20 protein-coding genes and 1 tRNA gene are annotated in these 22,331 nt (G+C 53.2%); 5 read left to right on the top strand and 16 right to left on the bottom strand.

Going from position 1 to position 22,331, the window contains the following annotated elements; all coding sequences use genetic code 11:
* The 3 genes from ABJQ89_RS00315 to ABJQ89_RS00325 form a co-directional block, all read right to left on the bottom strand.
* Positions 1-829: hypothetical protein (locus tag ABJQ89_RS00315; protein ID WP_348494287.1), on the bottom strand; the 829-nt coding region annotated here is incomplete at its 3' end.
* A 363-nt stretch (positions 830-1,192) separates the two neighbouring features.
* Positions 1,193-2,137, bottom strand: a complete 945-nt coding sequence (locus ABJQ89_RS00320) for a tyrosine-type recombinase/integrase (protein WP_348494288.1) — start codon at positions 2,135-2,137, stop codon at positions 1,193-1,195.
* Between the two features lie 14 nt (positions 2,138-2,151).
* A complete protein-coding gene (locus tag ABJQ89_RS00325) occupies positions 2,152-2,688 on the bottom strand; it encodes a hypothetical protein (RefSeq protein ID WP_348494289.1) in 537 nt (178 codons plus the stop codon).
* Between ABJQ89_RS00325 and ABJQ89_RS00330 the strand changes: the two genes are divergently transcribed.
* From ABJQ89_RS00330 to ABJQ89_RS00340, 3 genes are all read left to right on the top strand, one after another.
* A complete protein-coding gene (locus ABJQ89_RS00330) occupies positions 2,654-3,076 on the top strand; it encodes a helix-turn-helix transcriptional regulator (RefSeq protein ID WP_348494290.1) in 423 nt (140 codons plus the stop codon). The genes ABJQ89_RS00325 and ABJQ89_RS00330 overlap by 35 nt on opposite strands.
* Positions 3,077-3,416: 340 nt before the next feature.
* Positions 3,417-5,573 (top strand): ATP-binding protein, encoded by a 2,157-nt coding sequence (locus ABJQ89_RS00335; protein WP_348494291.1) that lies wholly within the window; start codon positions 3,417-3,419, stop codon positions 5,571-5,573.
* 2 nt (positions 5,574-5,575) lie between these two features.
* Positions 5,576-6,943: a hypothetical protein gene (locus tag ABJQ89_RS00340; RefSeq protein ID WP_348494292.1), complete on the top strand. Its 1,368-nt coding sequence runs from the start codon at positions 5,576-5,578 to the stop codon at positions 6,941-6,943.
* Here ABJQ89_RS00340 and ABJQ89_RS00345 read toward each other — a convergent pair.
* The 8 genes from ABJQ89_RS00345 to ABJQ89_RS00380 form a co-directional block, all read right to left on the bottom strand.
* Positions 6,932-8,239, bottom strand: a complete 1,308-nt coding sequence (locus tag ABJQ89_RS00345; RefSeq protein WP_348494293.1) for an LlaJI family restriction endonuclease — start codon at positions 8,237-8,239, stop codon at positions 6,932-6,934. The two genes, ABJQ89_RS00340 and ABJQ89_RS00345, sit on opposite strands and share 12 nt — an antisense overlap.
* On the bottom strand, positions 8,229-9,722 hold the full coding sequence (locus tag ABJQ89_RS00350; RefSeq protein ID WP_348494294.1) for an AAA family ATPase: 1,494 nt from the start codon (positions 9,720-9,722) through the stop codon (positions 8,229-8,231). Before ABJQ89_RS00350 ends, ABJQ89_RS00345 begins: the two co-directional genes overlap by 11 nt.
* Positions 9,723-10,103: 381 nt before the next feature.
* Positions 10,104-10,556, bottom strand: coding sequence for a DNA mismatch endonuclease Vsr (gene vsr / locus ABJQ89_RS00355; RefSeq protein WP_348494295.1), 453 nt, complete (start codon positions 10,554-10,556; stop codon positions 10,104-10,106).
* 3 nt (positions 10,557-10,559) lie between these two features.
* Positions 10,560-11,846 carry a DNA (cytosine-5-)-methyltransferase gene (dcm, locus tag ABJQ89_RS00360; RefSeq protein ID WP_348494296.1) on the bottom strand — a complete coding sequence of 429 codons (1,287 nt, stop codon included), beginning with the start codon at positions 11,844-11,846 and terminating at the stop codon, positions 10,560-10,562.
* Positions 11,847-11,918: 72 nt separating this feature from the next.
* On the bottom strand, positions 11,919-13,442 hold the full coding sequence (locus ABJQ89_RS00365; RefSeq protein WP_348494297.1) for a relaxase/mobilization nuclease domain-containing protein: 1,524 nt from the start codon (positions 13,440-13,442) through the stop codon (positions 11,919-11,921).
* The gene (gene mobC, locus ABJQ89_RS00370) at positions 13,436-13,909 is read right to left on the bottom strand and encodes a plasmid mobilization relaxosome protein MobC (RefSeq protein WP_348494298.1); all 474 of its coding nucleotides are present in this window, start codon (positions 13,907-13,909) and stop codon (positions 13,436-13,438) included. Before mobC ends, ABJQ89_RS00365 begins: the two co-directional genes overlap by 7 nt.
* A complete protein-coding gene (locus ABJQ89_RS00375; RefSeq protein ID WP_348494299.1) occupies positions 13,906-14,760 on the bottom strand; it encodes a hypothetical protein in 855 nt (284 codons plus the stop codon). Before ABJQ89_RS00375 ends, mobC begins: the two co-directional genes overlap by 4 nt.
* Positions 14,761-14,915: 155 nt before the next feature.
* A tRNA-Arg gene (locus tag ABJQ89_RS00380) sits at positions 14,916-14,992 on the bottom strand.
* A 130-nt stretch (positions 14,993-15,122) separates the two neighbouring features.
* Here ABJQ89_RS00380 and ABJQ89_RS00385 point away from each other — a divergent pair.
* Together ABJQ89_RS00385 and ABJQ89_RS00390 are read left to right on the top strand one after the other, a co-directional pair.
* Positions 15,123-16,148 carry a LacI family DNA-binding transcriptional regulator gene (locus tag ABJQ89_RS00385; protein ID WP_348494300.1) on the top strand — a complete coding sequence of 342 codons (1,026 nt, stop codon included), beginning with the start codon at positions 15,123-15,125 and terminating at the stop codon, positions 16,146-16,148.
* Positions 16,149-16,151: 3 nt separating this feature from the next.
* Positions 16,152-17,333 (top strand): crosslink repair DNA glycosylase YcaQ family protein, encoded by a 1,182-nt coding sequence (locus ABJQ89_RS00390; RefSeq protein WP_348494301.1) that lies wholly within the window; start codon positions 16,152-16,154, stop codon positions 17,331-17,333.
* A gap of 3 nt (positions 17,334-17,336) precedes the next feature.
* On the opposite strand, the gene ABJQ89_RS00395 is transcribed toward ABJQ89_RS00390, so the two are convergent.
* The 5 genes from ABJQ89_RS00395 to ABJQ89_RS00415 are packed head-to-tail and all read right to left on the bottom strand — an operon-like array spanning position 17,337 to position 22,322.
* Complete coding sequence (locus ABJQ89_RS00395; protein ID WP_348494302.1) at positions 17,337-18,839, bottom strand: class I adenylate-forming enzyme family protein; 1,503 nt, start codon at positions 18,837-18,839, stop codon at positions 17,337-17,339.
* Positions 18,836-19,603: an enoyl-CoA hydratase family protein gene (locus ABJQ89_RS00400; protein ID WP_348494303.1), complete on the bottom strand. Its 768-nt coding sequence runs from the start codon at positions 19,601-19,603 to the stop codon at positions 18,836-18,838. The genes ABJQ89_RS00395 and ABJQ89_RS00400 overlap by 4 nt, the downstream gene beginning before the upstream one ends.
* Positions 19,600-20,007 carry a PaaI family thioesterase gene (locus tag ABJQ89_RS00405; protein ID WP_348494304.1) on the bottom strand — a complete coding sequence of 136 codons (408 nt, stop codon included), beginning with the start codon at positions 20,005-20,007 and terminating at the stop codon, positions 19,600-19,602. The genes ABJQ89_RS00400 and ABJQ89_RS00405 overlap by 4 nt, the downstream gene beginning before the upstream one ends.
* A gap of 3 nt (positions 20,008-20,010) precedes the next feature.
* Positions 20,011-21,126: an acyl-CoA dehydrogenase gene (locus ABJQ89_RS00410; RefSeq protein ID WP_348494305.1), complete on the bottom strand. Its 1,116-nt coding sequence runs from the start codon at positions 21,124-21,126 to the stop codon at positions 20,011-20,013.
* Positions 21,123-22,322 (bottom strand): acyl-CoA dehydrogenase family protein, encoded by a 1,200-nt coding sequence (locus ABJQ89_RS00415; protein ID WP_348494306.1) that lies wholly within the window; start codon positions 22,320-22,322, stop codon positions 21,123-21,125. The genes ABJQ89_RS00410 and ABJQ89_RS00415 overlap by 4 nt, the downstream gene beginning before the upstream one ends.
* Positions 22,323-22,331 lie beyond the last annotated feature (9 nt).

Consider the following 22,331-nt stretch of genomic DNA (forward strand, 5'->3'; position numbering starts at 1 on the left):
TTTTGTGACCCAAAATTTGGTTAATGGCCGTACGCACCCGATGTTCTGGAACATTCACTTCTCTGGCCAAAGCGCCGACTGTCAGTCCCTCTTGCTTCCAAATACCTGCATCCATCGCTTCATTAATGCGCGCAATCAGCACTTTTTGATTAGATTTTTCCACACTTGGGTTTGATAGCGGCTTAGTTGAAGGAGTCACGGGGCCCGGCCAGTTTTCGAGATTGGCCCGCAAAGACCAAACCGCAAGACTAAAGATGACCAAATTATAGATACTAATATGGAGCAGTCTCATGACTTGAGATGGCTGTCCAACCAGTTGTGTGGAGGTAAAAGCCTGCCCAATACAAAACAACATCAGAAAGACGGCCACGACAGGTCTCGCTTGCCGACGCGCGTTCAGCAAATCGCCGTCGCGCGTCTTAACAACCAGCAAAAGGAGCCCTAAGAAATGTGCCCCGGCAAAAACACGTAGAAATGGAACGACTTCCTTGAACCAAATGGCAACCAGAGTTCCAACGGTTATCAATACTCCCGACGCGATCCAAACCCAGAGAAAGCGCTTACTATCAAGGAAGATAATGAGCGTCAGCACAGTCACCGCAAGCGCACCGCCCGCTCCAATTACGCGCAAAGCAAATAGAACAAGTTCTTCAAACTGATATTGTGGCGGCAAATTGGACCAAATCCGAGCGCTTGTCGCCAGAACCAATGCAATCAAAGCCAACTTTGCTGCAGTCGCGATACGATCACGGCAGATTACCGACAAAAAGATAATAGAAAAACCAGCCGAAACGCCACGCAATGCGATTTCAAGTGCGCCTAGGTCCATGTCAAATTTGCCCCACAAAATTTGCTGCGTAATATGGCGAGAAAGAACATAGAATCAATGTTTTTCCACGTGTGCGAGTGCTCGTTTCGATCTCTGTATAGTGAGAAATCGAACCTTAATTCAGGGTACTCGCAGCTAAAATTACCTTTTAAAGACCGCCCCCAATTCAGGACTGAAAATCTGCTTTAAAAGGGGTGAGAGCCGCTTTCAAAGTCATGCATAAAGTCACAACGTCTTTTTGCAACGTTCCAGCCGCTGGTTTACCACGATAGGTTGGTTGCATTCGAGCAAACCGATATTCTTGGCGACCCCGGCAGGATTCGAACCTGCAACCTGCCCCTTAGGAGGGAACCGTTCATAGCGCTATTCCTTCTTTGATTTCTGTTGTTTGGGTGTTTGTACAGGGTCTTCCTGTACATGGTTTGTACGAAAGCGGGCTCTGACGTCGGCCTCATCTGTCTCTGCATGGGCATAGATGCGCATGGGTAGATTAGGGTCGGCCCAACGACCGGCTTTGGCCGCAGTTACGGGATCGACACCCTGCCGGACAACTAATTCAGTGAAAAACCCATGACGCCCTGCTTGGTGCGCAGATAGGTATTGGATGCCAGCACGCTTGCAGATGGTCTTCCAGCGTGTGTTGTACCCGGTCGAGCTGCCATAGCCAAAAACGCGCGGCTTCATGAATTTACCGGTCTTGCGGTTTTTGGGTCGCTTTGGTGGCAAGGCCAGCAGTTTGTCCATCATCTCTGGCGATACCGTAATCCAGCTCTCAGGGTGTCCCTTCTGGGCCTTCACTCTGACCTTGTTCTCGGCGGGCCGCAGATCATGAGGCTCTAACGAAACAGCCTGATCGATCCGCGCCGCCGTCTCGAACATGAACCGGGCCAGCGCCGCGTTGTATGGATCAGCTGCGCTGCAAAACGCCTCGATCCACTCCTTGTCCGCAGGGGTACGCTCAACGCGGCTCGGCTTGTCGCGCAGTTTGTCCTGCGAAATGCGTTCAAATTTGTCATAGGGCTTTACGCGGATGAGAGGCGTTCCCAACAACTGATGTGCATTATTGATGACAGCGCTTGCTGGAACAATAATTTCCCTCCACCAAGTATCGGTCGATGCCATCGGCTTCCAATCTGGCCCAAACCCCTTCAACAATGCGCCTGTGATGTCCCTCAGCGGCATGGCCCCAATCTCTTTGACAATTGGAATGAGTCGCGCAGCGTCCTCTTTGGAGGCGTTGTAGAGCATGATTGCATCTGAAAAAGTCTTGCTGATCTCATCGCCGACAACATGTCGACGTATCTGCATTTCAGTTTCAAGCGCTATCCAGTCCCGTGCGCCTGCTTCTGTAGATGCCTTAGTGCTTCGCCGGTATGGGCCTGCGATTGGCCTGCCGTTGTACTCGACCCAGCCCTTAACCCAGTAGAAGCGACCCCTCTTGTAGATTTCGAGCGGCATGACTGACCTCCTTCAAAAATAGTATCAATCTGCGCAGGCGTGATCAGCATGGTTCGCCCCAACCGATAGAACGCACCCGTTTCATTAGCCCGCTCTCGCAACGTGCGTTCGGAAATTTCGATCTCTCGCTCAGCCATAATCTCAACCCATTGAGCTGGCGTCTTTCCAAGCCCCAGAATTTGCGAGCTGTCGGTTTTGTCGATTTCTGCCATTTCAGTCATCCTTATCCGTTTGGGTTGAATTTTCTGCACGCATGGAATCGCTTGTTCCGCACCTTCTGACGTGGTCAGATGGGATTGAGTGTAATTATACGTCATTTTGTGCAGTTTCGCGCGATGTGACGGTTTCGTCAATAGGAAACCTTGCATGGCGCAGGATTCTAAGTCTGTCTTCACTTCCATGGGTGCGCGCCTTGCGATTGCGCGCAATGAAGTTGGCCTGACTCAAACCGCCATGGCGGAGGCGCTTGGCGTCTCACATCGCGCTTATCACAGCTACGAAAAGGGCCAACGCGGCCTGCCGGTTGAAGCTTTGGTTGCTATGGCTGACCGGTTCGATGTGGACGCAGCCTGGATACTGTTAGGAACCAAAGCGGTCCGCGCAGCCCATGACTTCGACGCACTCAAAAGGATCGAGACCTCGCTTGATCAGCATCTCAACGTAGAAGCCATAAAAATCAAAAGCGAGAAACGGGGGGCCATCGTGGCCCGTTGGTATCAATCCCACGTCGAGGGGCGCGAAGTAACGGACGATGATGTTCACACATGGATCGAGCTAGTAAGGGAGTAAATCATGTTAAAACCGAGTAGAAATTGGAAACGGATGCGACATGCTGTATTGGAAAGGACCAAGCGTACAGTCTTCCAACCACTCGAACCATTGTTTACTATCTATGCTTGCGTATGCGTCTGCTATTTGGCTGGGTTTGTAAGGTTTAGGTTCTTTGACTATTCAACAGATTTCACTTGGATCACGGCACTTCAGATCATGGTAGTTGTGATTTCTGGTATCTTTATCCCGTTTCTCACCGGGTCAGTTTTGATGCTCTATTTTTCTAGTCGAAGACTTGATCGGCTGGTTCGTGAATGATCACTGTTAGAGAAATTTATTCAATTTTAGGGCAAAGCATTTGAATAGCGTAGACAGCAAAGAGGTATTCAAACCGCGAGCACGCTTGCTGCAACATTTAGGCGACCAATTGATTGGCACGCCCAGACTTGCAGTTTTTGAGTTGGTGAAAAACGGATATGACGCTGATGCGTCGTGCGTGAAGGTCAAGATTAAGGGTATTGGATCCAAATCACCTAGTATCTCGATAAGAGATGACGGCGATGGAATGTCTGCGGAAACCGTCCGAAAAATTTGGTTGGTCATAGCTCATGATCATAAGGAGAAGCAGCTTCAAGAGAAAAAACGGACAGGCAAAGGACGCCTTCCGTTGGGGTCCAAGGGGCTCGGTCGGCTTTCTGTCCACAAGCTGGGCAATAAGATCACTATGGTTACGAGAGCTGCCGGTGAACAAGAGGTCGTGGTCAAGATTGACTGGAACGCTATGATCAAACACGAGTTTCTTGATGAAGCGAATGTTGATGTCGAAGTGCGCGATCCAGTGGTTTTCACTGACGGCTCTACTGGAACTAGAATTAGAATTAAGGAGCTACGTGATCTGCATTGGACTCGCGGCGAGATCCGCCGCCTTTACCGTCAGATCACTTCGATTTCTTCACCATTTGGAGCGAAAACGAGGGATGACTTTGAAGCTGTACTAGAAGTCCCAGACTTCCCCCAGTGGATTAAAAACCTGCCTGATCCAGCTGAACTCTTAAAGAGAGCACCTTGGAAATATAGCTTTCAGTTTGATGGTAAAGTTTTCAGTTACACTTATGAATTCAGAGGGATACCTGGCGTTTCGCGGGAAAAGAGAACTGTTGTCGAAGAGAACGCACGGCTTCTTGTACCGCCGGCAGAGGTCGATGATGATGACCCGCTTTTCAGCGGAAAGGCACAGACCGGCACATTGCGAAAAGTGATCGCCGATGCCGAAATGTTGGAGGGTGTTGGTCCGATTTCGGGAACACTTTTTGTCTACAACCTTACTCCGAAGCTCGCCAAAAAGATGGGTGAAGCACAGCTGGTCAAAGGGTTTCTTGATGAGAACGGAGGTATCCGTGTCTACCGCGATGGCATCAGGGTCTATGACTATGGTGAGCGAAACAATGATTGGCTGGGCCTCGATCTCAAGCGTGTCAACAATCCAGCCAAAGGCCTCAGCCGAAACATTGTCGTAGGACATGTTTCGCTAGGGCAGGATGAAAGCCATGCACTGGTCGAAAAATCCAACCGTGAAGGTTTCATAGAAAATGCAGCCTATGGACGGCTTCAAAGACTGGTCATTGGGGCTATCGAACCGTTGCAACGAGAGCGTGAGGTTGACCGTAAGGCAATCGGTGAACTTTTGGGAGACGTTCAGGATCCAGAGACCAAAAGCATTCTGGAACCTGTTGGAAAGCTACGGCTGATTGGTCAAAAAAATAACCTCTCCGGCCAGATCGATCCATTATTGGATCGCATCGAACATGAATACACTTCCATGAAGGAGCGGCTTCTTTCGACCGGCATCTCAGGAACAAGTCTCGCCGTGGTATTTCATGAAATAGAACAAGGTGTGCGGTCGCTCTATCGGAACCTTGAAGGCAAGCCTGAAGTTGAAGATGTAGCAGACCAAGTCAACGAAATGATGCGCCTCCTAGACGGTTTTTCGGATCTCTTGAGGAAAAAAGATAGGTCACTTGTTGATCTCAAATCTGTTGTCAAACGTGCGCGTGACCTAAACCGTATTCGCTTTAGACACCACAAAGTACGCCTTGAATGCCCAGCGGTCGAAGATGACGCGCCTAGTGTCCGGGTATCCTGTTCGTTTGGACTCACGCTGGGAGCCATCACCAATGTTATCGACAACGCGATTTTCTGGATGAGAACGCGTTGGCCCGATGAAGAAGATGGATCTGGACGGGCGCTGTATATGAATATTGAGCCTGATTTTGAGGGTGGCCCCGCAATTGTCATCGCCGACACAGGGCCGGGCTTTGAGGATGCACCTACGGACCTAGTCCGTCCGTTTTACACAAGGCGGCCTGACGGGATGGGCATGGGATTATACTACGCAAATATGGTTATGGAACTCAACGATGGCGAGCTGACCTTTCCAGATGTGTCGGAGACCGATGTACCGGCTCAATACGATGGTGCAGTCATAGCTTTGCAGTTTGCTAGCTTAGAGGACTAAGAATGTTAATAAATTCCCGTTTTGTTATTGTTGACGATAAAGAGCACCACCTATCGGGTATCAAGAAAAGCCTCGATTTTCTTCGTCTGGACTGCCATTCGAAGTTGTATACTGATGAAACAGTAGCTGAATGGGAGAAGTTGCCCGGTACGCGGATACTATTTCTTGATCAGAACCTGACTACGGGTGCAACTTTTGGTGCTAACAATAAGGTCGCGTTCACAGCTTTAGAGGATGTCATTCAAAAGTTAATCTGCCCTGAAAGCGGCCCCTACGGTTTGGTTCTTTGGGCAGAGCAGCCAGAAGTCGATGAGCTGAAAGAGCATTTATTCGGCCGCCTTACGGGGGAGGATGCTAAGCACCTTCCGGTCTTTTTCACGGCGCTGAGAAAGGGCGACTACATCGACACATCCAACGGTGCCGTATTGGACCCTGAAAAACTCCGCACGGATATTCTTACAAAAGTTTCGGAAAGCCCACAACTTAGGGCTCTGTTAACTTGGGAAGCGGATGTTGCTGCGGCAGCGGATGCAGTCCTACGTTCCATTATCGACTTGGTTCCGATCGAGCATAGAGCATCGGATCAGTTTGGTTCTGAACTAGGTAAGGTACTATTCAAGTTGTCTCAGGCCGGTGCTGGAAAAAACAGGGCCACAGAAACCCCGCGGGAATCCATTAACCGCGTCTTGGTCCCAATCCTTTCTGACCGCATTGCTGAACATGATCCCGATAGCGGCGATACGTTTGATTGGAAAACGTCGCTTGAAGATCCGAAAGCACCCCCAACGGTAAAGGTCCAGGCAAGCGTAAACAGCGCTATCCATTTGTCTTTCGCTCGAACTGCGCGGAGCGCGCCTATCGAACCGACAGAATTGGGTGCCGTTATCGAGTTTCCGTTCGAAATAAGTGATGCGGTGCTCAAAGAAAAATGGGGTGTGACCGAAGCCCAACTCAGGGACGATATTTTTCAAGTAAGTGAGGCGGAATGGGAAGATTGCGAACTTCGCCTTGTTCAGGTCGGTGCGAGTTGCGACAACGCGCAACCCAACCCTGGACCGCTACTCTATCTGCTAGCTGTGGAATGGCCATTTGCTTCCCCAGATGGAACAAAAACTGAAACCAAGAAAAGGCTTCACAAGAAACGAGATCCAAAGTCAGGGATGGAATGGGAAAGCCCAGTTCTCAAGTTTTCAGCTGACAAGAATGCTGGAAAAGTCAGCGTTTTCAGGAGCCTTTCAATCAGCGTACCGAAGCCAAGCACTAAGGGCTGGAAGGTTTCCTATCGATTCAGAGAAGAGCTGATATCTGAACTTACACAAGAATATGCTCGGTATATCTCACGCCCCGGAATCGTGACGCTACCCTCTTAGAGCACCTGCGGGATCATTGTTTTCCAGATCAACGCCTTGGGAGCGCGATACATAGTGGTACAGCGCTTCGCGAACTGAAACGTACGAACAAACGATTGGCGGAAAGGCCGAACTTACTGGTTTGCCGTTCGTATGTCGGATTTCCGCTTTTGTAAGGGGGCCATCATTAGTCGCCGCTGGGAACGCGAATATATTATGGATCACAGCAGGCAATTCAGAATTGCTGTCTACTATTTCTCTCAAGGCTTTTTCATAAAAAATCTGCTTGGCGATGTCAGGCCATCCTGGAGCCGTTCCCGCATTCTTGGCTGCGTAGTATTTGGCGTCAACGATGGTAAATGACGACTCATGTTCCAGAATGATGTCCGTTTGCATTCCCCTGCTGCGTGGATCTTGCGTAAGCGAACCTTGGTGCAAATAGAAGGGTTTCGGCAATTCACTGTTCCAGTTCCGCATGGTGTCGTAGGGGGAACGTTTGATGGTTTCGCGTAGAATTGTCTCCCAAACACTGTGAAAACCCTCGACGCCGAACACGAAAGACCCACTAGCCGATGCTCGTGTTTCGCGAAGATAATAACGTAGATACTCAGCCAGGAAAATTGACCTTGCCGAATAGAGTGATGGCAGCAAAGCATCTAATTTCCGCACCCAAGTTGTTCGAGGGAACGGCGGGCGCTGGCAGGACAAAAGTTCTTCTCGCTTGCTGGATGCGCCAGTCAGCCACCATGAGTGTGCCGCATGGATTTCGCGAATGACTGCTGCCTGAATCTGCGAAAGAAGTGCGTCCGAGCTTTTCGTAGAGCGGCTGCTCCGGATGCCGGTAAAGATCGGTTGGCCTTTATGTCCCTGTATCGCAACCTCGCGCTTGACGGTTCTCATCCAGTCGGGTTTTCCCGAGTTTATGGTGCGTTGACGTGTACGCTCTGCAAAAAGGCCATGATCCCGGAAGTCATCTGCCAGTCGCCTGATAACTGACAAGGACCCAGGGTTGCCCGCCTCACCGTCATCCTCATAATCCCGTTTGGACGCCTCGACGCCGAACCTCGCAAGCGCCCGCATGGTTAGGGACGCAGTCTCTAGATCAGTAACTGGATCACCCGTTACTGATTCCCTTGGTAGAAACACCACAGCGCCCTCTTCCGGATGATGTATCAGGCCGCAGAAATGAATCGTCTCCCTTTCGTCTATACGTCCGATACCCCATTCGCGCATTGCAGAAAGCACCGTGTCGGCGTGTCGATCAAGAACGGCCAAGGGATCGCGATCAGACAAGAAGACAGGTAAGTCAGATCTCATCTTCGACCGTTTCTTGCGGTTCCGTATTATCGACATCAGAGGCTGCATTCAGAGCTGCTAGGAAACGATCCGACAAGATCCGACCTTCATCTGCGATTTCGATTGTGAGGCTACCGTAAGTCTTGATGCTGCTTGTATCAAAGATCAAATCACGGCCTTCATGCCGCAACAAATCGTCCCAAAGGTATAGCAAGACCTTCTCTGGGATACCTTTTCCGTCCAGCTCCTTCTTCTTGACGAACCACTGCCCCAGCAGACGGTCTTCGGCTATATCCAGTGTCTGACTGCTTGTAAGGTGCCCGTTCAACAACTTGACGAATTCGCGCCATGCAAGCGAGTGGCGTTTTCCCGTGGAATCGACATAAGCAACGTCCCCGTCAGGGCCAGATTTATAGTCGAGCGGTAGGTATTCCTGCCGCCACCGCCTCCTGAAGGCAGTGTCTATGGGATACACGCCCTGATCCGCGCTGTTCATCGTAGCGTAAATAAACAGGTTGGATGGAAGCAAAAGTGCTTCATGGGCCGTTCCCGTTTCAGCCTCAAACCACTGTTCGCTTTCGGGCGAAGGAAAGCTCACATCGTACTCGCCATTCCCATCGTCGTCGCGGTCGAGCAGGAGAAACAAATCGCCAAAGACAGCAGCTGCCGCCGCGCGGTTCAGTTCCTCGATTACGAGGAAGACCGGTTCTGTAGGTTCTCTGTAGGCCTCAGCAAGCGCCTTCATGAATGGCCCAGGTGAAAACCCGTAGCGAACTTTCTTGCCATCCATTTGCGGTTTGAGACATCCAAAAAAATCGCTGTTCTGGAGGTCGGGGTGAAAAACCGTTCTGAAAGGCTTCTTGCCTGCTTCCTTGATTTTTTTCTCAACGCGGTTGGACTTTCCCGTTCCAGGCGCGCCGTAGAAGATTACGTTTTCGCCGCCCTTGAGCGCGGCTTGCTGTTTGTTGGTCACGCCAGATTTTGACGTACCTTGCGAAACAAGTTTGCTGTTCCGCTGAATTTCAGAGACCAGACCCAGAGCTGCTTCGTAATCTTCTTTTTTCAAAGGTACTTTTGACGCCGCTTCGTCGAACGGGGTATCATGTGTCGCCGTAAAAGCTATCGCTGAAATGAAGTGAAGAAAGCCGCGGCGCTGGTCATTTGCAAGAACCTGATGCGCGCCTGATGAAAAGTGCTTGCCCGCGAAACTGGTCAGCGTGTCGTCGGGGTTCTTACTATTGTTGTTCAGGCCCGCTGCGGTCCAGTCGCCCCATGCGGCGAGAATTTCGGTCAACGCTTTATTCAAGTCATCGTTTGACAACTTAAATGTCCTGCCCGCTCCGTTCACGAAGCCCCATGTTGTAGCATAGCTCTCGGCTATGATGGTAAATTTCGGTATCGAAAAGTTTGCGGCGACCTCCTCGGAGAATCTGGCAGTTTCTGAAAGGTGGCCCCCGTCGTTCATCGTTTGATCTTCCTCCTTACCTAGTTTTTCCCATTCCAACGTCAGTATCTCGATAGAAATGTCGCGCAGTTCTGCACGACTGGTCTCTGCGTGTTGATCAAGGATATTCTTGAAACGCTGCGGCAGTTCAGTGTTCTCCCAGCCGACCCTGTCGCTATCGGTAAACCTGTCAAACATATCACGCACGTTGCGCACAGAATTCTTGGGCACGCCAAACCTTGCCCCGATCTCGTCGAATGCAGAGGTTTGGGTTTTGTACCCCAGTTCGGCATGAGGATCGCCAGACTGCGCGAGGAATAAGCAAACCGTGTATAAAGCAGCTTTGGAATCGGTCGGAAGTACTGGATCAGCCATTGAATGCCCTTAAAACAAGAATCATCAACAGCTTACAGATTGTAACGGCATTTCACCAACCGGCGATTATCCTCTGATATCAGTCAGGGTCTCTGATGACGTCAACGCAGCAGAAATTGCGTCTTCCAGCTGCTCGGCGCTCAGGCTAAGTTTTTTTGATACCGCGCATTCCCAGATAACTATAACCTTCCAACCGGCATCCCGCAGCGCAGCGTGATTGCGCCGATCACGCGCCTGATTGCCTTCGATCTTGTTGGTCCAGAATTCTGTTCGGGTTTTGGGCGCGCGGAACAGATGGCAGTCTTCGTGGCCGTGCCAATAGCAGCCGTTTACCAGAATCACAGTACGCCACTTTGGCAGCACGATATCCGGACGCCCTGGCAGGTCTCTGCGATAAAGGCGGAACCGGTAGCCAAGCCGGTGAAGCAGGCGACGCACGATGATTTCCGGCTTGGTGTCTTTCCCCCGAATACCCGACATCATGGCACTGCGTTTTTCCGGGGAAACGATGTCTGCCATAGGCTAGCCTGAAATGTAGGGCTTCATCTCGGCCGCGATAGCCTCGATCACGGGTACAGAGACTGAATTTCCAAACTGCCGGTAGTTTTGACAATCGGAAACCGCATCGACGTTAAACTCGTCCGGGAAGCCCTGAAGGCGCGCGCATTCCTGAGGGGTGAGTTTGCGTGGATTCTTACTTATATCGCTCTGGTCGATGAGAATTTCGCTACCATCCTTGTAGTAGCGCGCACTTATTGTGTTTGTGTACGGGCTGTCAGGCGTAAACACGCTGAAGCCAAAACCGTTTCCCTTTTGTTTGTGGCCCGCCAGCCGCCTTACATGCCCTGCCAACAACTTGTCCGAGATCGTATACTTTGGATCGACCCGAGAGTTGTCTTCGAGAATATCGCCCACGCGTGTGGTCGCTTTTCTTTCGCTCAAGCGATCAAGGATCATTGAACAGATATCAGTATCGTCAGCGGCACGGACCTGATCACGGTCAAACCCGATGATATAAACACGCTCCCGGTTTTGCGGGACGCCAAAATTAGCTGCCTTTAGAACGCGGTACCCTACCCGATAATTCAACTTGGCACCAAGAGATGCCCGAGCCTCCTCGGACATTGGCACAGAAGCCGGAATGTCTGGAACCTTGCGCCCTTCAAGGATTGCGAGAATGGTTTTTAGGGTCCGCCCCTGGTCGTGCCCTCTCAACTGCTTCACATTTTCGAGCAGAAACGCCTTTGGTCGATGATGTGCCAGGATCCTCTGGATCTCGAAGAACATCGTACCGCGCGTATCGTTAAAGCCTTGCTTCAACCCAGCCTGTGAAAACGCTTGGCAAGGAAAGCCTGCCAACAGGACATCATGTTTCGGGATGTCATGGGCTGCAATTTTAGTGATATCGCCATGGGGCACTTCGCCAAAATTGGCGGCATATGTTTTCTTGGAGAACTTGTCCCACTCGGATGTGAAAACGCAGTGTCCGCCAAGCTTTTGAAAGGGATAACGGATCCCACCAATGCCTGCGAACAAATCGATGAAAGAAAACTCTGCCAGTTTGGGATTACTTGCGTACGGGCTACGCAACAGCGCAGTATCTGGCAAATTCTCGATCTGCGCCCGCTTTGCCGGTGTCGGGAAGTGTTCTCCCAGCTCCCAACCACGCACAGTACGCTCGCCCGTTTCCGGCATTCCGAGGAGTTCTGCAAAAGCCTTTTGTGTCAGCCCCAAACCTTCACGCTTCGCCTGTACCCAAGCTCCACTATCCAACATCCGGTCAAGCATAATGTTCTCCTTTTGATCCAAGCGTTACCAGGTCTTATTTACCGGGTCAACTACAGGATAAAGATTTAAATTTAGCTAATTTGACAAAGCACTCTAATGCGTCATCCCCCGATCCATCTCGACCTCCCGCTCTTCTAGCTCTTTCTCAGCCTCTCTTCGGCGGCTTTCACTAACTTCAAGCTGGTCTCGAGTTGCCTCCGCAAATTCCCGTAATTCGAGCCCTCGTTCAACAAGCCGTGCAACGCAGCCACGGATGCCGTTTGAGATTGAATGAGCACCGACACGCAGGCGGCCAATCCATCCATCTGGCTCTGCATCTTGGTCGTCGAGCGTTCCTCTAACCCGCTCAATTCCTTTGCTGAGACCTCGCAGGCCGTCACCAACCGCTCGACGCAGGCGAGCAAGTCGCGTTCCAAGGCTGTCAGGGGTGTGGTCATCTAATCCTCCTCGATCTTGATGCAGGTCACTGATCTGCCGCCCAGCGTGCAGGTCCTCAGCCGTGTCTTGGTCGGGTCCAGCACCAACCATGTCGCGTCCTCCCTGTCGATCCGCGTCAGGCCTAAGTCCGTCAGTTCCGAGCTGTTCAGCATCAGCGTCCAAAGCCAGCTCGCGACCATCATCAAGGCGATCCCCGCCAAGAACGTCCCCGCAATCAGCCAGGGCGAGATCGTCAGCCAGCTCTTGTTCTGTCGCAGAAAGGTGCGGGTATCGCTCTCGATTGTACGATGCGCGATTGTCGCAATTTTGCTCAAATCGGTCCTGAAGCTCTCCAGCTGGGATGCCATCGAGGCGGCGTAGTCCTGCCGGATCGTGTCCAGCTCCGCGTTCAGCTTCTCGCTCAACCGTGTCGGCTTGCCAGTCTTCATGGAAAATCTCTCCTTTCAAACGCCAGCGCTCGTCCGTGTCTGGATCGCGGGCGGTCAGGTATGCTTTGCCGACGCGGGGCAAGTCGTAGCCTGCGTCTGTGAGGGCGTCGATCATGGTGGCGCGGTCAGTGATCAGGCCGACGCTGATCTGGTCTTGCAGCCAAGCATGCAGCTCGTCACGGCCCTGAGCGCGGCTTGGGGCCTCGACGATATCACGGACCTCTTGAGTGCGCTCCAGCTCCATCGGATCGGCCCAGCCGTGGCGCTGGTTCATCACGTCGCGCAGGCTGTCGAAGGCTTTCTCATACCCCGGCGGCGCGATGTTCAGGCTGCGCCCCGAGGTCAGCTCAAGACGCGGTGTGCAGAAATGAAGCTCGACGCGGTCTTCGTGGGTATGTCGGACCCAGAGCACGTCATATTGCGTTGGGTCCAACCCCGCGAAGGCCAGACACTCGAAATTGTCCATGACCTCGGCCTGCTGCTCCTCGGTCGGGGCATCCTCAGCGGCAAAGCTGATCACGCCTGCACGGTAGGTCCACTGGTGGCGGCTGGCATCGATCAGGACCTCCGTGCGGTCGGGATTGCCGCGCAGGACCTCCGGCAAGGGTTCGCGCTGGACTGTCATCGGCTGGCCGTCTGCATCACGGATCAGATCGCGATTGTCGTCATAGGCCAGCACCTTGTCCGCGACGGGGTAGCCGACCGGACCAGCGCCCGCGCCTTTGCCGTTGCGGAAGAACTTGATTAGCATCGGCGGGCCGCCTCAACGATCTGGGCAAGCTGGCGTTCGATGGTCAGCAGGTGGCGAGCAACGGTCAGCGCATCGAGGTCGACGCGACCCGCCAGCATCGCGCGGTTCAGCCAGCGGGCGATCTGGTTAAGGTTGCCTCCAATACGCCCGACTGCCAGCACCAGCGCTGGATCGACGCGGGGAATAGGCTTGCGGCGGCGGGCCTCGGTCAGACCTAAAGCCTCGCGCAGCAGGGTCGCAGCGGGCAGGCCAGCAGCTTCGGCCTTGGCGCGCAGCTGGGCCTTCTCTGCGGCGCTACACCGAAAGACGAAGGTCTCGGTCAGCGGCTCTTTGGTGCGGGGTTTGCCTGCGCGGGTGGGGTTCGAAGGGGAGGCTTGCCGCCCCTCGCAAGGTCCCGTGTCAGCAGCGCCAGCGTATGACATGGGTCGCCTTGCTGTTTGCTCTTCTGTCGGATCGGTCGCGGTCATGATCTGAGGCCTGCAGCTTGGATTTGGGCTTGTGTCACCAGCTTTGCGGCAAGCAATGCCGTCACCTGCGGGGCCGTGATGTGCTTGCACATCGGGCTGCGATCACTGATCCAACAGGCCAGTCGCGCATGGTGATCAGCCTGCAACGCTGCCGCCTTCTCCCGATCTTCCGCTTGCTTCTCGACATAGGCCTGCCAGCGCCGCGACTGAAACCAGTTGTCGGAAAAGCAGACCTTGGAGCGGGTGAAGCCCGCGCTGTCGGTCGCGTAGGCTTGGACCGCCTGCCGCAAGTCTTCGGGTTCAATTCCGTCCTTCATGGCCTCCTCGATCTGGGCAATGCAAGCCGCTTTGCCGCGCAATCGGTCCGGTGGATATGCTTCTAAAATCTTCTCCGCATTTTCATCCGCCGCCGCCTCGCGCTTGCGCGTAGGTGGTTTATGGATGGTTTTAGGATGGTTTGGGGGCCGTGGTGGCCCCGGTACCCCGGCCACAGTGGCCCCCGTACCGGGGTCAGACTGGACGGGGGCCACTGTGGACCCCGTCTCAATCTCGGGTTCCAGCGTGGGTTCGAGGTCTTCAACCTTGGCGAGATCGATCCGGTAAACGACGGTGAAACCGTTCTTGCAGGTGCGCGCGCCGGTCTCGACAAGGATGCCTTCTTTGAGGAATTCACGCACGGCTCGCTTGACTGTGGTCTCTCCCAGCTCTGTGTGCCGCTGAATCGTTCCCTTGGAACACCAGATGCCTGAGCCGTCATCGCTCGCCTTGTCGGCTAAGAACATGATGATCTGCTTGCGCGTTGCGCTGCCGAACTTCCGTTCCGCACATGTGTTTGCCACCCGCCAGCTCATTGGATGGCCCCTGAAAGCGCAAAGACGTGCGAATTTTGTACAGGTTTTGTACGAGATTTCGGTCGTTTCAGCAGAATTCGGCGCGAAAGCTCACGGGACTTTCTGCAAGATTCTGCACAAAGCCCTGTAAATAAGCCATATTTTAAAGGTGTTTTTGGTGACCCCGATTGGATTCGAACCAATAACCTGCCCCTTAGGAGGGGGCTGCTCTATCCAGTTGAGCCACGGGGCCTTCATGCGATGGTTTAATCATTCGCCCCACAAATGTCAGGAGCAAAAACAGACGCGACAAACACCCCATGGCACTTGTTGCAAATCCGAATTAGGATCAACCTAGTTCGTTCTGGTTGGAGCCAAAGCCTTTGTCTAAGTCTGAAAATCGCCCGCTGACCCTTCGTGATGTGTCCGAAGCCTCTGGGGTCTCGGAAATGACCGTCTCGCGCGTGTTGCGCAATCGAGGCGATGTTTCGGCAACCACGCGCGAAAAGGTGCTGCAAACCGCAAAAGAACTTGGATACGTGCCCAATAAAATCGCCGGCGCGTTGGCCTCTCAACGGGTCAATCTTGTCGCTGTTATTATCCCATCGCTGTCAAACATGGTTTTCCCAGAGGTCATGACCGGGATTTCGCAGATCCTGGAAGATACCGATCTGCAACCGGTTGTGGGGGTTACCGATTATCTACCAGAAAAAGAAGAACGCGTTCTGTTCGAGATGCTGTCTTGGCGTCCGTCTGGTGTGATCATTGCGGGTCTGGAACATTCTGATGCATCGCGCGCGATGCTTAAGGCGTCAGGCATTCCCGTTGTTGAAATCATGGATGTGGACGGTACAGCGATCGATACCAGCGTTGGTATCTCGCATCGCCGTGCAGGTCGGGAAATGGCCAAAGCGATCCTCAAAGGTCGCTATGAGCGCATTGGTTTTATGGGCACGAAAATGCCGTTGGATCACCGTGCGCGCAAACGCTTTGAAGGGTTCACAGAAGTCCTTGGTAAAGCGGGTATCGAAATCGCTGAACGGGAATTTTATTCGGGTGGATCAGCGCTTGCGAAGGGGCGCGAAATGACCGCTGCCTTGCTTGAACGCGACCCTGAGCTCGATTTTCTGTATTACTCCAACGATATGATTGGCGCGGGTGGCCTGCTCTATCTCATGGAGCAAGGGCTCGAAATTCCGCAACGCATCGGTCTTGCCGGCTTCAACGGGGTCGAATTGCTCCAGGGTCTTCCAAAGCAACTGGCAACGATGGATGCCTGTCGTCAAGAAATCGGACGTAAGGCCGCAGAGATCATTGCACAGCGTGTCGAAAACCCGAATATCGAGCTAGAAAAGCGCTACGAATTAAGCCCGACTATCAGCTTCGGTGACACGCTGAAGCGTCGCTAATTGGTGGCTCGCCCCGTACTCAAAAACAAAGATGCGCGCGCGCTATTTCTGGACCGCCATCTTCTGAGCTTAGCGCCTACTGGTACAGGCAAGGGCGATGATCTGCTTGAATTGATCACTCAGCTTGGCTTTGTTCAGGTCGATAGCATCAACACGGTCGAGCGCGCGCACCACATGGTTTTGCGCGCACGTCGCGCAGCTTACCGACCCAAGAACCTGACGCAACTGCTGGAAAAAGATCACTCGCTCTTCGAGCACTGGACACATGATGCATCGGTGATCCCTTCTGAATTTTTCGTGCATTGGAAACTCAAATTCGCGCGCGACGCGGATAAATTGCGCAAACAATGGCGCAGTTGGCGGCGCGAAGGATTTGAAGAAAAGGTCGATGACCTGCTTAGTCAAATTGAGCGCGAGGGACCAAAATCTTCGGCTTGCGTAGGTGAAAACGAAAAACGTGGATCGGGCGGATGGTGGGATTGGCACCCATCCAAAACGGCGCTGGAATACTTGTGGCGCACTGGCGTGCTCAGCGTTACGCGGCGCGAGGCCTTTAAGAAGTTTTACGACACAACAGAACGTGTGCTCGATTATCGCTATACGCGCGAGGCGATGGATGAACGCAGGAGCATTGATTGGCTATGTAGCGCTGCGCTTGATCGGCTTGGCTTTGCCACTTCAGGCGAAATCGCTGATTTCTGGGACATCGTGACTAAGGCCGAAGCCAAAGACTGGTGCGAAAACGCAGGTCTGATTGAAATCGATGTTGAAGGCGTTGATGGCAAGCTACGCCGCTCCTATGCCCGCGATGGGATCATGGAAGAGACGCCGCCCAAACCAACATCACGCCTGCGCATTCTAAGCCCTTTTGATCCAGCTCTACGCGACCGCAAACGGGCTGAGCGGCTCTTTGGCTTTCATTATCGGATCGAAATTTTCGTGCCCGAAGCGAAACGCCAATATGGCTATTACGTCTTTCCCATTCTCGAAGGTGATCGCCTAACGGGGCGTATCGATATGAAAGCATTGCGCGCGGATGATGTTTTGAACGTTACGGGCCTTTGGTGGGAAGACGGCGTGCGTGCAACGCCAGCACGTCTTAAAAAGCTACGCAGCGAATTGGATCGCATGGCGCGCTTCGCAGGTGTCTCAAAGGTCCAGATCGCACCAGAGCTTGGATTTTGAACGTCAATCTAGACGATCGGCAAACACATCAACCAATTTATGTTTGAGCAACTTACCCGTTGGCGCCGCTGGTAGAGCGTCCGTCAAAATGATCTGGCTAGGTCGCTTATATGCGGACAAACGCTCGGCCACGAAGGTGCGCAATTCTTCCACAGTTACAGCATCCGAAGCAGGGATTTGAATAAAGGCCAACACCTCTTCATCACCAGTCTGCGTTCGGCGGCCTATAACAGCAGATTGCACCACAGCAGGATGGTCATTGAAGGCCGCTTCGACCTCTGGCGGATAGATGTTGAAACCGCCGCGAATGATCAACTCCTTGCTTCGCCCTAGAATATGAAGCCGACCAAGCGTGTCGATCTTGCCGAGATCACCAGTATGCATCCAACTGTTCGTATCAATCACCTTGGCCGTCTCTTCCCCATTTCGGAAATAGCCAAGCATGATGTGCGGCCCGCGTGTCAGCACTTCACCAACGCCATCCCCGCCGCCTGCAGCCGATTCATCAATCGAAACTTCAACGCCCACCAATGGCGGACCAACAGAGGTATCCGGATCACCCAGCTCGCTCTTGGTCATGCTAACGCCAGCGGTGGTTTCTGTCATGCCATAGCCGTTCTGAAGCGGGATGCCATAGAACTCTTCAGCTTTGCGTTTCCAAACGGGATCAAGTGGCGCCGCGCCCGAAGATACATATCTAAGCGATCCGCCAGCGATGCTCTGACTACCGCGCTCAAGGGTATACTGCATCAAAAGCGCATGCATTTGAGGGACTGCTGGCAGAATAGTCACGCCGCTGGTCAAAGCCGTATACAGCTTTTCAGCGCTAAACCGCGCCTCCAACCTGATCCTTGCACCCACACAGGTCGCAGCCATCAGCATCGAAGCAAGGCCGAACACATGGGTCATCGGTAGCACACCATACACTGTGTCCGCTTCCGTCATACCGCGCGATTTGGCAGATGTTTTACCCGTAAAAAGCAGATTTTCCTGCGTGAGCATAACCCCTTTAGGCGTACCCGTCGTGCCAGTCGTAAAAAGCATCACAGCGACATTGCCATCCGTCGCGGGATCGCTTGCATGCAGCTCTGTGATCTGGACCTTGCCCCAAGCACCCGACACCTCGCGCGCCTTCAAACGCGTCCCATGCGCTTTTGCATCTGGCGACACCTCATGCATGAAAAGGGCAACACGCGGCGTTGCATGTTTGATGATGCGATCAAGCTCCGCGCCGGTTTGACGGGCATTCACTGGAACCGCCCAAGCGCCAATCAATGAACACGCATAGATAAACGCACAAAGCATCGCGCAGTTCTCTGTCACCATCAGCACACGATCACCGCGTTGAACGCCTGCAAGACGAAGTAACTCAGCGCCCTTTTTCGCCACATCCCATTCCTTGGCAAAGCTCCATTCAGACCCGTCCCAATCCTGAAGTGCGATCGCCTCAGGGCGCGCAATCGCTTGATTTTCTAGGAACTGATGAATGTGCTGCGGCTGGCTCATGGATACACTGGCGTTTTCTTATTCAGAAATGCGTTGATGCCAATCTGCGCCTCTTCTGCGCCCACCGCGCGCGCCATTGCATCGCGTTCTGAATCTAGCTGCTCTTGCTCTGTGGCCTCATATCCTTGACTGACCAATCCTTTGATAACACCCTGCGCGACGCGCGGGCCTTGGGCAAATTCATCCGCCAATTTATGCGCCTCGGCCAATGGATCATCTGCAATCAGATTGATAACGCCAAGTGCCGCCAAACGTTCTGCCTGCACTGTGCGGGCCAGCATGCACATTTCATTCGCCAACTGCCGCGGAATCATCCGCGCCAACGCCGATGTCAAACCACCATCGGGCACAACACCCGCCTTTACATAAGAGGCGGTGAACTTCGCACCCGGGCTCGCCACTATCATATCGCAAGCCAGTGCAATCGACAGACCCGCACCCGCTGCACCACCCTCAACTGCGGCAATGATTGGAACTCGGGAATTGCGCAAAGCACCGACAACATCATGCAGGCTTTGGATCATCCCTTGGCGTTCTTCAAAACTTAGATGGCGACGTTCTTTCAGACCGTTCAAATCACCACCCGAACAGAAAAAACCGCCTTCAGATGCAAAGACGATTGCCCGCACCTTAGGATCTTCAGCGCGCTTCAATGTTTCAAGCACAACCTCATAAAGCTCAGGCGATAATGCTCCGCGACGGGACGCGTTTGAATTCACGATAACCAATGTGGAGCCGTGCTCCTCAATCCGTGCGAGACTCATTTTAGTTTCTCCTGTGGAACACGTTTGTAAACGCCCGAAGACGTCGCAATGAGCGTGCCATCTTCATGGCGAAGCTCTGCCGAAATGAACTTGGTCGACCGCCCGCCGCCTGTCACCTTGCCAATGGCCGTGACGCGACCGCGCTTGCCCGACGCAAGGTATTGCGTCGTCATCGAGATCGTCAAAAATGGGGTAAGGCCAGCAGCATCCACTGTGAGGCTGCCAGCCGTCCCACTTGCATTGTCTAGAAGAATTGTCGCGATTCCGCCGTGCAGCACATTGTGGCGGTTGAGATGGCGTTCATCCACATCAAGCCAACAGCGCGCAAAGCCGTCGGCATGGCCCACTTCGACCACGTAACCCACCAACCTTTGCGTACCAGTTTCATCGCGAATTTCTTCCATGACTTAAGCTGCGCTTAACGCGATGAAGCGTTCAAGATGGTGATCCGTATCCCCAAACATATGATCCGCCATGATGATACGTTTCGCGATATGGGCGAGCTCATATTCCTGCGTCATCGCAATACCGCCATGCATCTGCACCGCTTCTTCAGCCACCAAACGGCCAGCGCGGCCCATCAGGTTCTTTGCGGCGCTTGCATATCGATCGCGCAAACGCACATCCGCCTCCAAGTACCCAGCAGCGCCAATCACGGCAGAGCGCGCTTGCTCCATCTCGATCAGCATGTCTGACATGCGGTGTTGCAGCGCTTGGAATTGACCAATCGCAATACCAAATTGCTTACGTGTTTTCAGGTATTCAATGGTGAGTGCCATCGCGTTTTCCATACCGCCCAAGGTCTGCGCACAGATCGCAGTGATCGCAGCCGCTTGCATATTTTCCAGATGTTCATAGGCAGCGCCAGCCGCACCCAAGCGCATATCATCGCTCAAAGCCAAACCATCCAGATAGATATCCGCAGCCATGCCGCCACCCATCATTGGCGTGACCCGCATATCGAGCTCTGACACAGGCACAAGGAAGAGCGAAATCCCCTCTTTAGAGTCTACTTCGCCGCTTTCACGCACGGAGATAACAATATGATCTGCATTCGGTGCGCCCAGAACCATCGACTTGTGACCAGACAGTTTGCCATCCTTGAACACAGTCTCGACACGGTTCAAATCATAGCGACTGCGCGGTTCACCATGCGCCAGCGCAAGGCGTGTTTCACCGCCAATAACAGACTCTAATAAGACCTTTTGACTCTCATTTCCAAGCGCAGCAACAAGCCCACCCCCAAGGATACAAGTCTCCAAGATAGGCTCAACCACACCCGCGCGACCCAGCTCTTCAAAGACCACAGCGATGTCGAAACCAGCGCCGCCAAAGCCACCGTCGTCTTCGCCAAACAAGGCGCCCAGAACACCAAGCTCAGCGAGCTGTGCCCAGATGTCCGCGCTCATACCGCTTTCTGAATCCAGAATGGTATTGCGTGTTTTCACATCGTATTTATCCGCGAGGAAACGGCGCAACGTGTCTTGCAGCATTTGCCGCTCTTCTGTGAGCTCGAAGTTCATCGCATCGCTCCCAAGGTTGTTTTCGCAATGATCTGGCGTTGCACTTCGTTAGAGCCGCCAAAGATCGATAGCTTGCGATTGTTGAAATATTGCGCAGCAAGGGGCGCTGCATATTCTGGGCCGAAGGGCGCCTCATTCGTGCCTTCCACCGCCTCGGAGGCGAAGGGCAGCGCATAGGTGCCAACAGCGCGGCGCGCGAGGTCGTTGATCTCTTGGCGAATGATCGATCCTTTGACCTTCAGCATCGAGGCCTCAAGGCCGGGAGCACCGCCTTTTGCCGCTTGACTGACGATCCGCAAATTGGCGAGGCTCATCGCCATCAAATCGATTTCGACCTGCGCAATACGCGCTGCGAAATGCGGGTTTTCGATGAGCGGCTTACCACCCGACAGCTCTGTTTGTGCCATGCGCTTAACCGCCAAAAGGCCAGCGTTTGACGACCCAACACCCGCGATATTCGCCCGCTCATGGGTCAGTAGATATTTGGCGTAGGTCCAGCCTTTGTTTTCCTCACCAACAAGGTTCTCAGCAGGGACCTTCACATCCGTGAACCAAACCTCATTCACCTCGGCCGTGCCGTCGAGCAAAATGATGGGGCGTACTTCGATGCCGGGTGTATCCATGTCGATCAGAAGGAAGGAAATGCCCTCTTGTTGCTTCGCATCAGGATCCGTGCGCACGAGACAGAAGATCATGTTCGCGTGTTGGCCAAGTGTCGTCCACGTTTTCTGACCGTTCACGATGTAATGATCACCGTCGCGAACAGCCTTGGTTTTCAAAGACGCCAAATCTGATCCAGCGCCCGGTTCGGAATACCCTTGGCACCACCAATCAGAGCCATCCAAGATACGTGGCAACCACCGATCGCACTGCTCTTTCGATCCGAATTTTTGCAAAACAGGCGCAAGCATGCCGAGACCAAACGGAACAATACGCGGTGCATTGGCGAGGCTCGCTTCTTCCTCAAAAATGTGACGCTGCACCGCATCCCATTCGGCACCGCCAAATTCCTTGGGCCAGTTTTGTGCAAGCCAACCTTTGTCATTCAAAATACCGTGCCACTGCTCCATGTCAGCCTTGTTAAGGCCGCTTCCAAGGCGCACTTTTTCTGACATTTCCTTTGGCAGTTTTTCACTGAGGAACGTGCGCACTTCCGCCTGAAAGGCGCGCTCCTCATCGCTGTAATTCAAATCCATTTTTCCGCT

Source organism: Planktotalea sp., from assembly GCF_039984035.1.
In the GTDB taxonomy this organism is placed as follows: Bacteria; Pseudomonadota; Alphaproteobacteria; order Rhodobacterales; family Rhodobacteraceae; genus Planktotalea.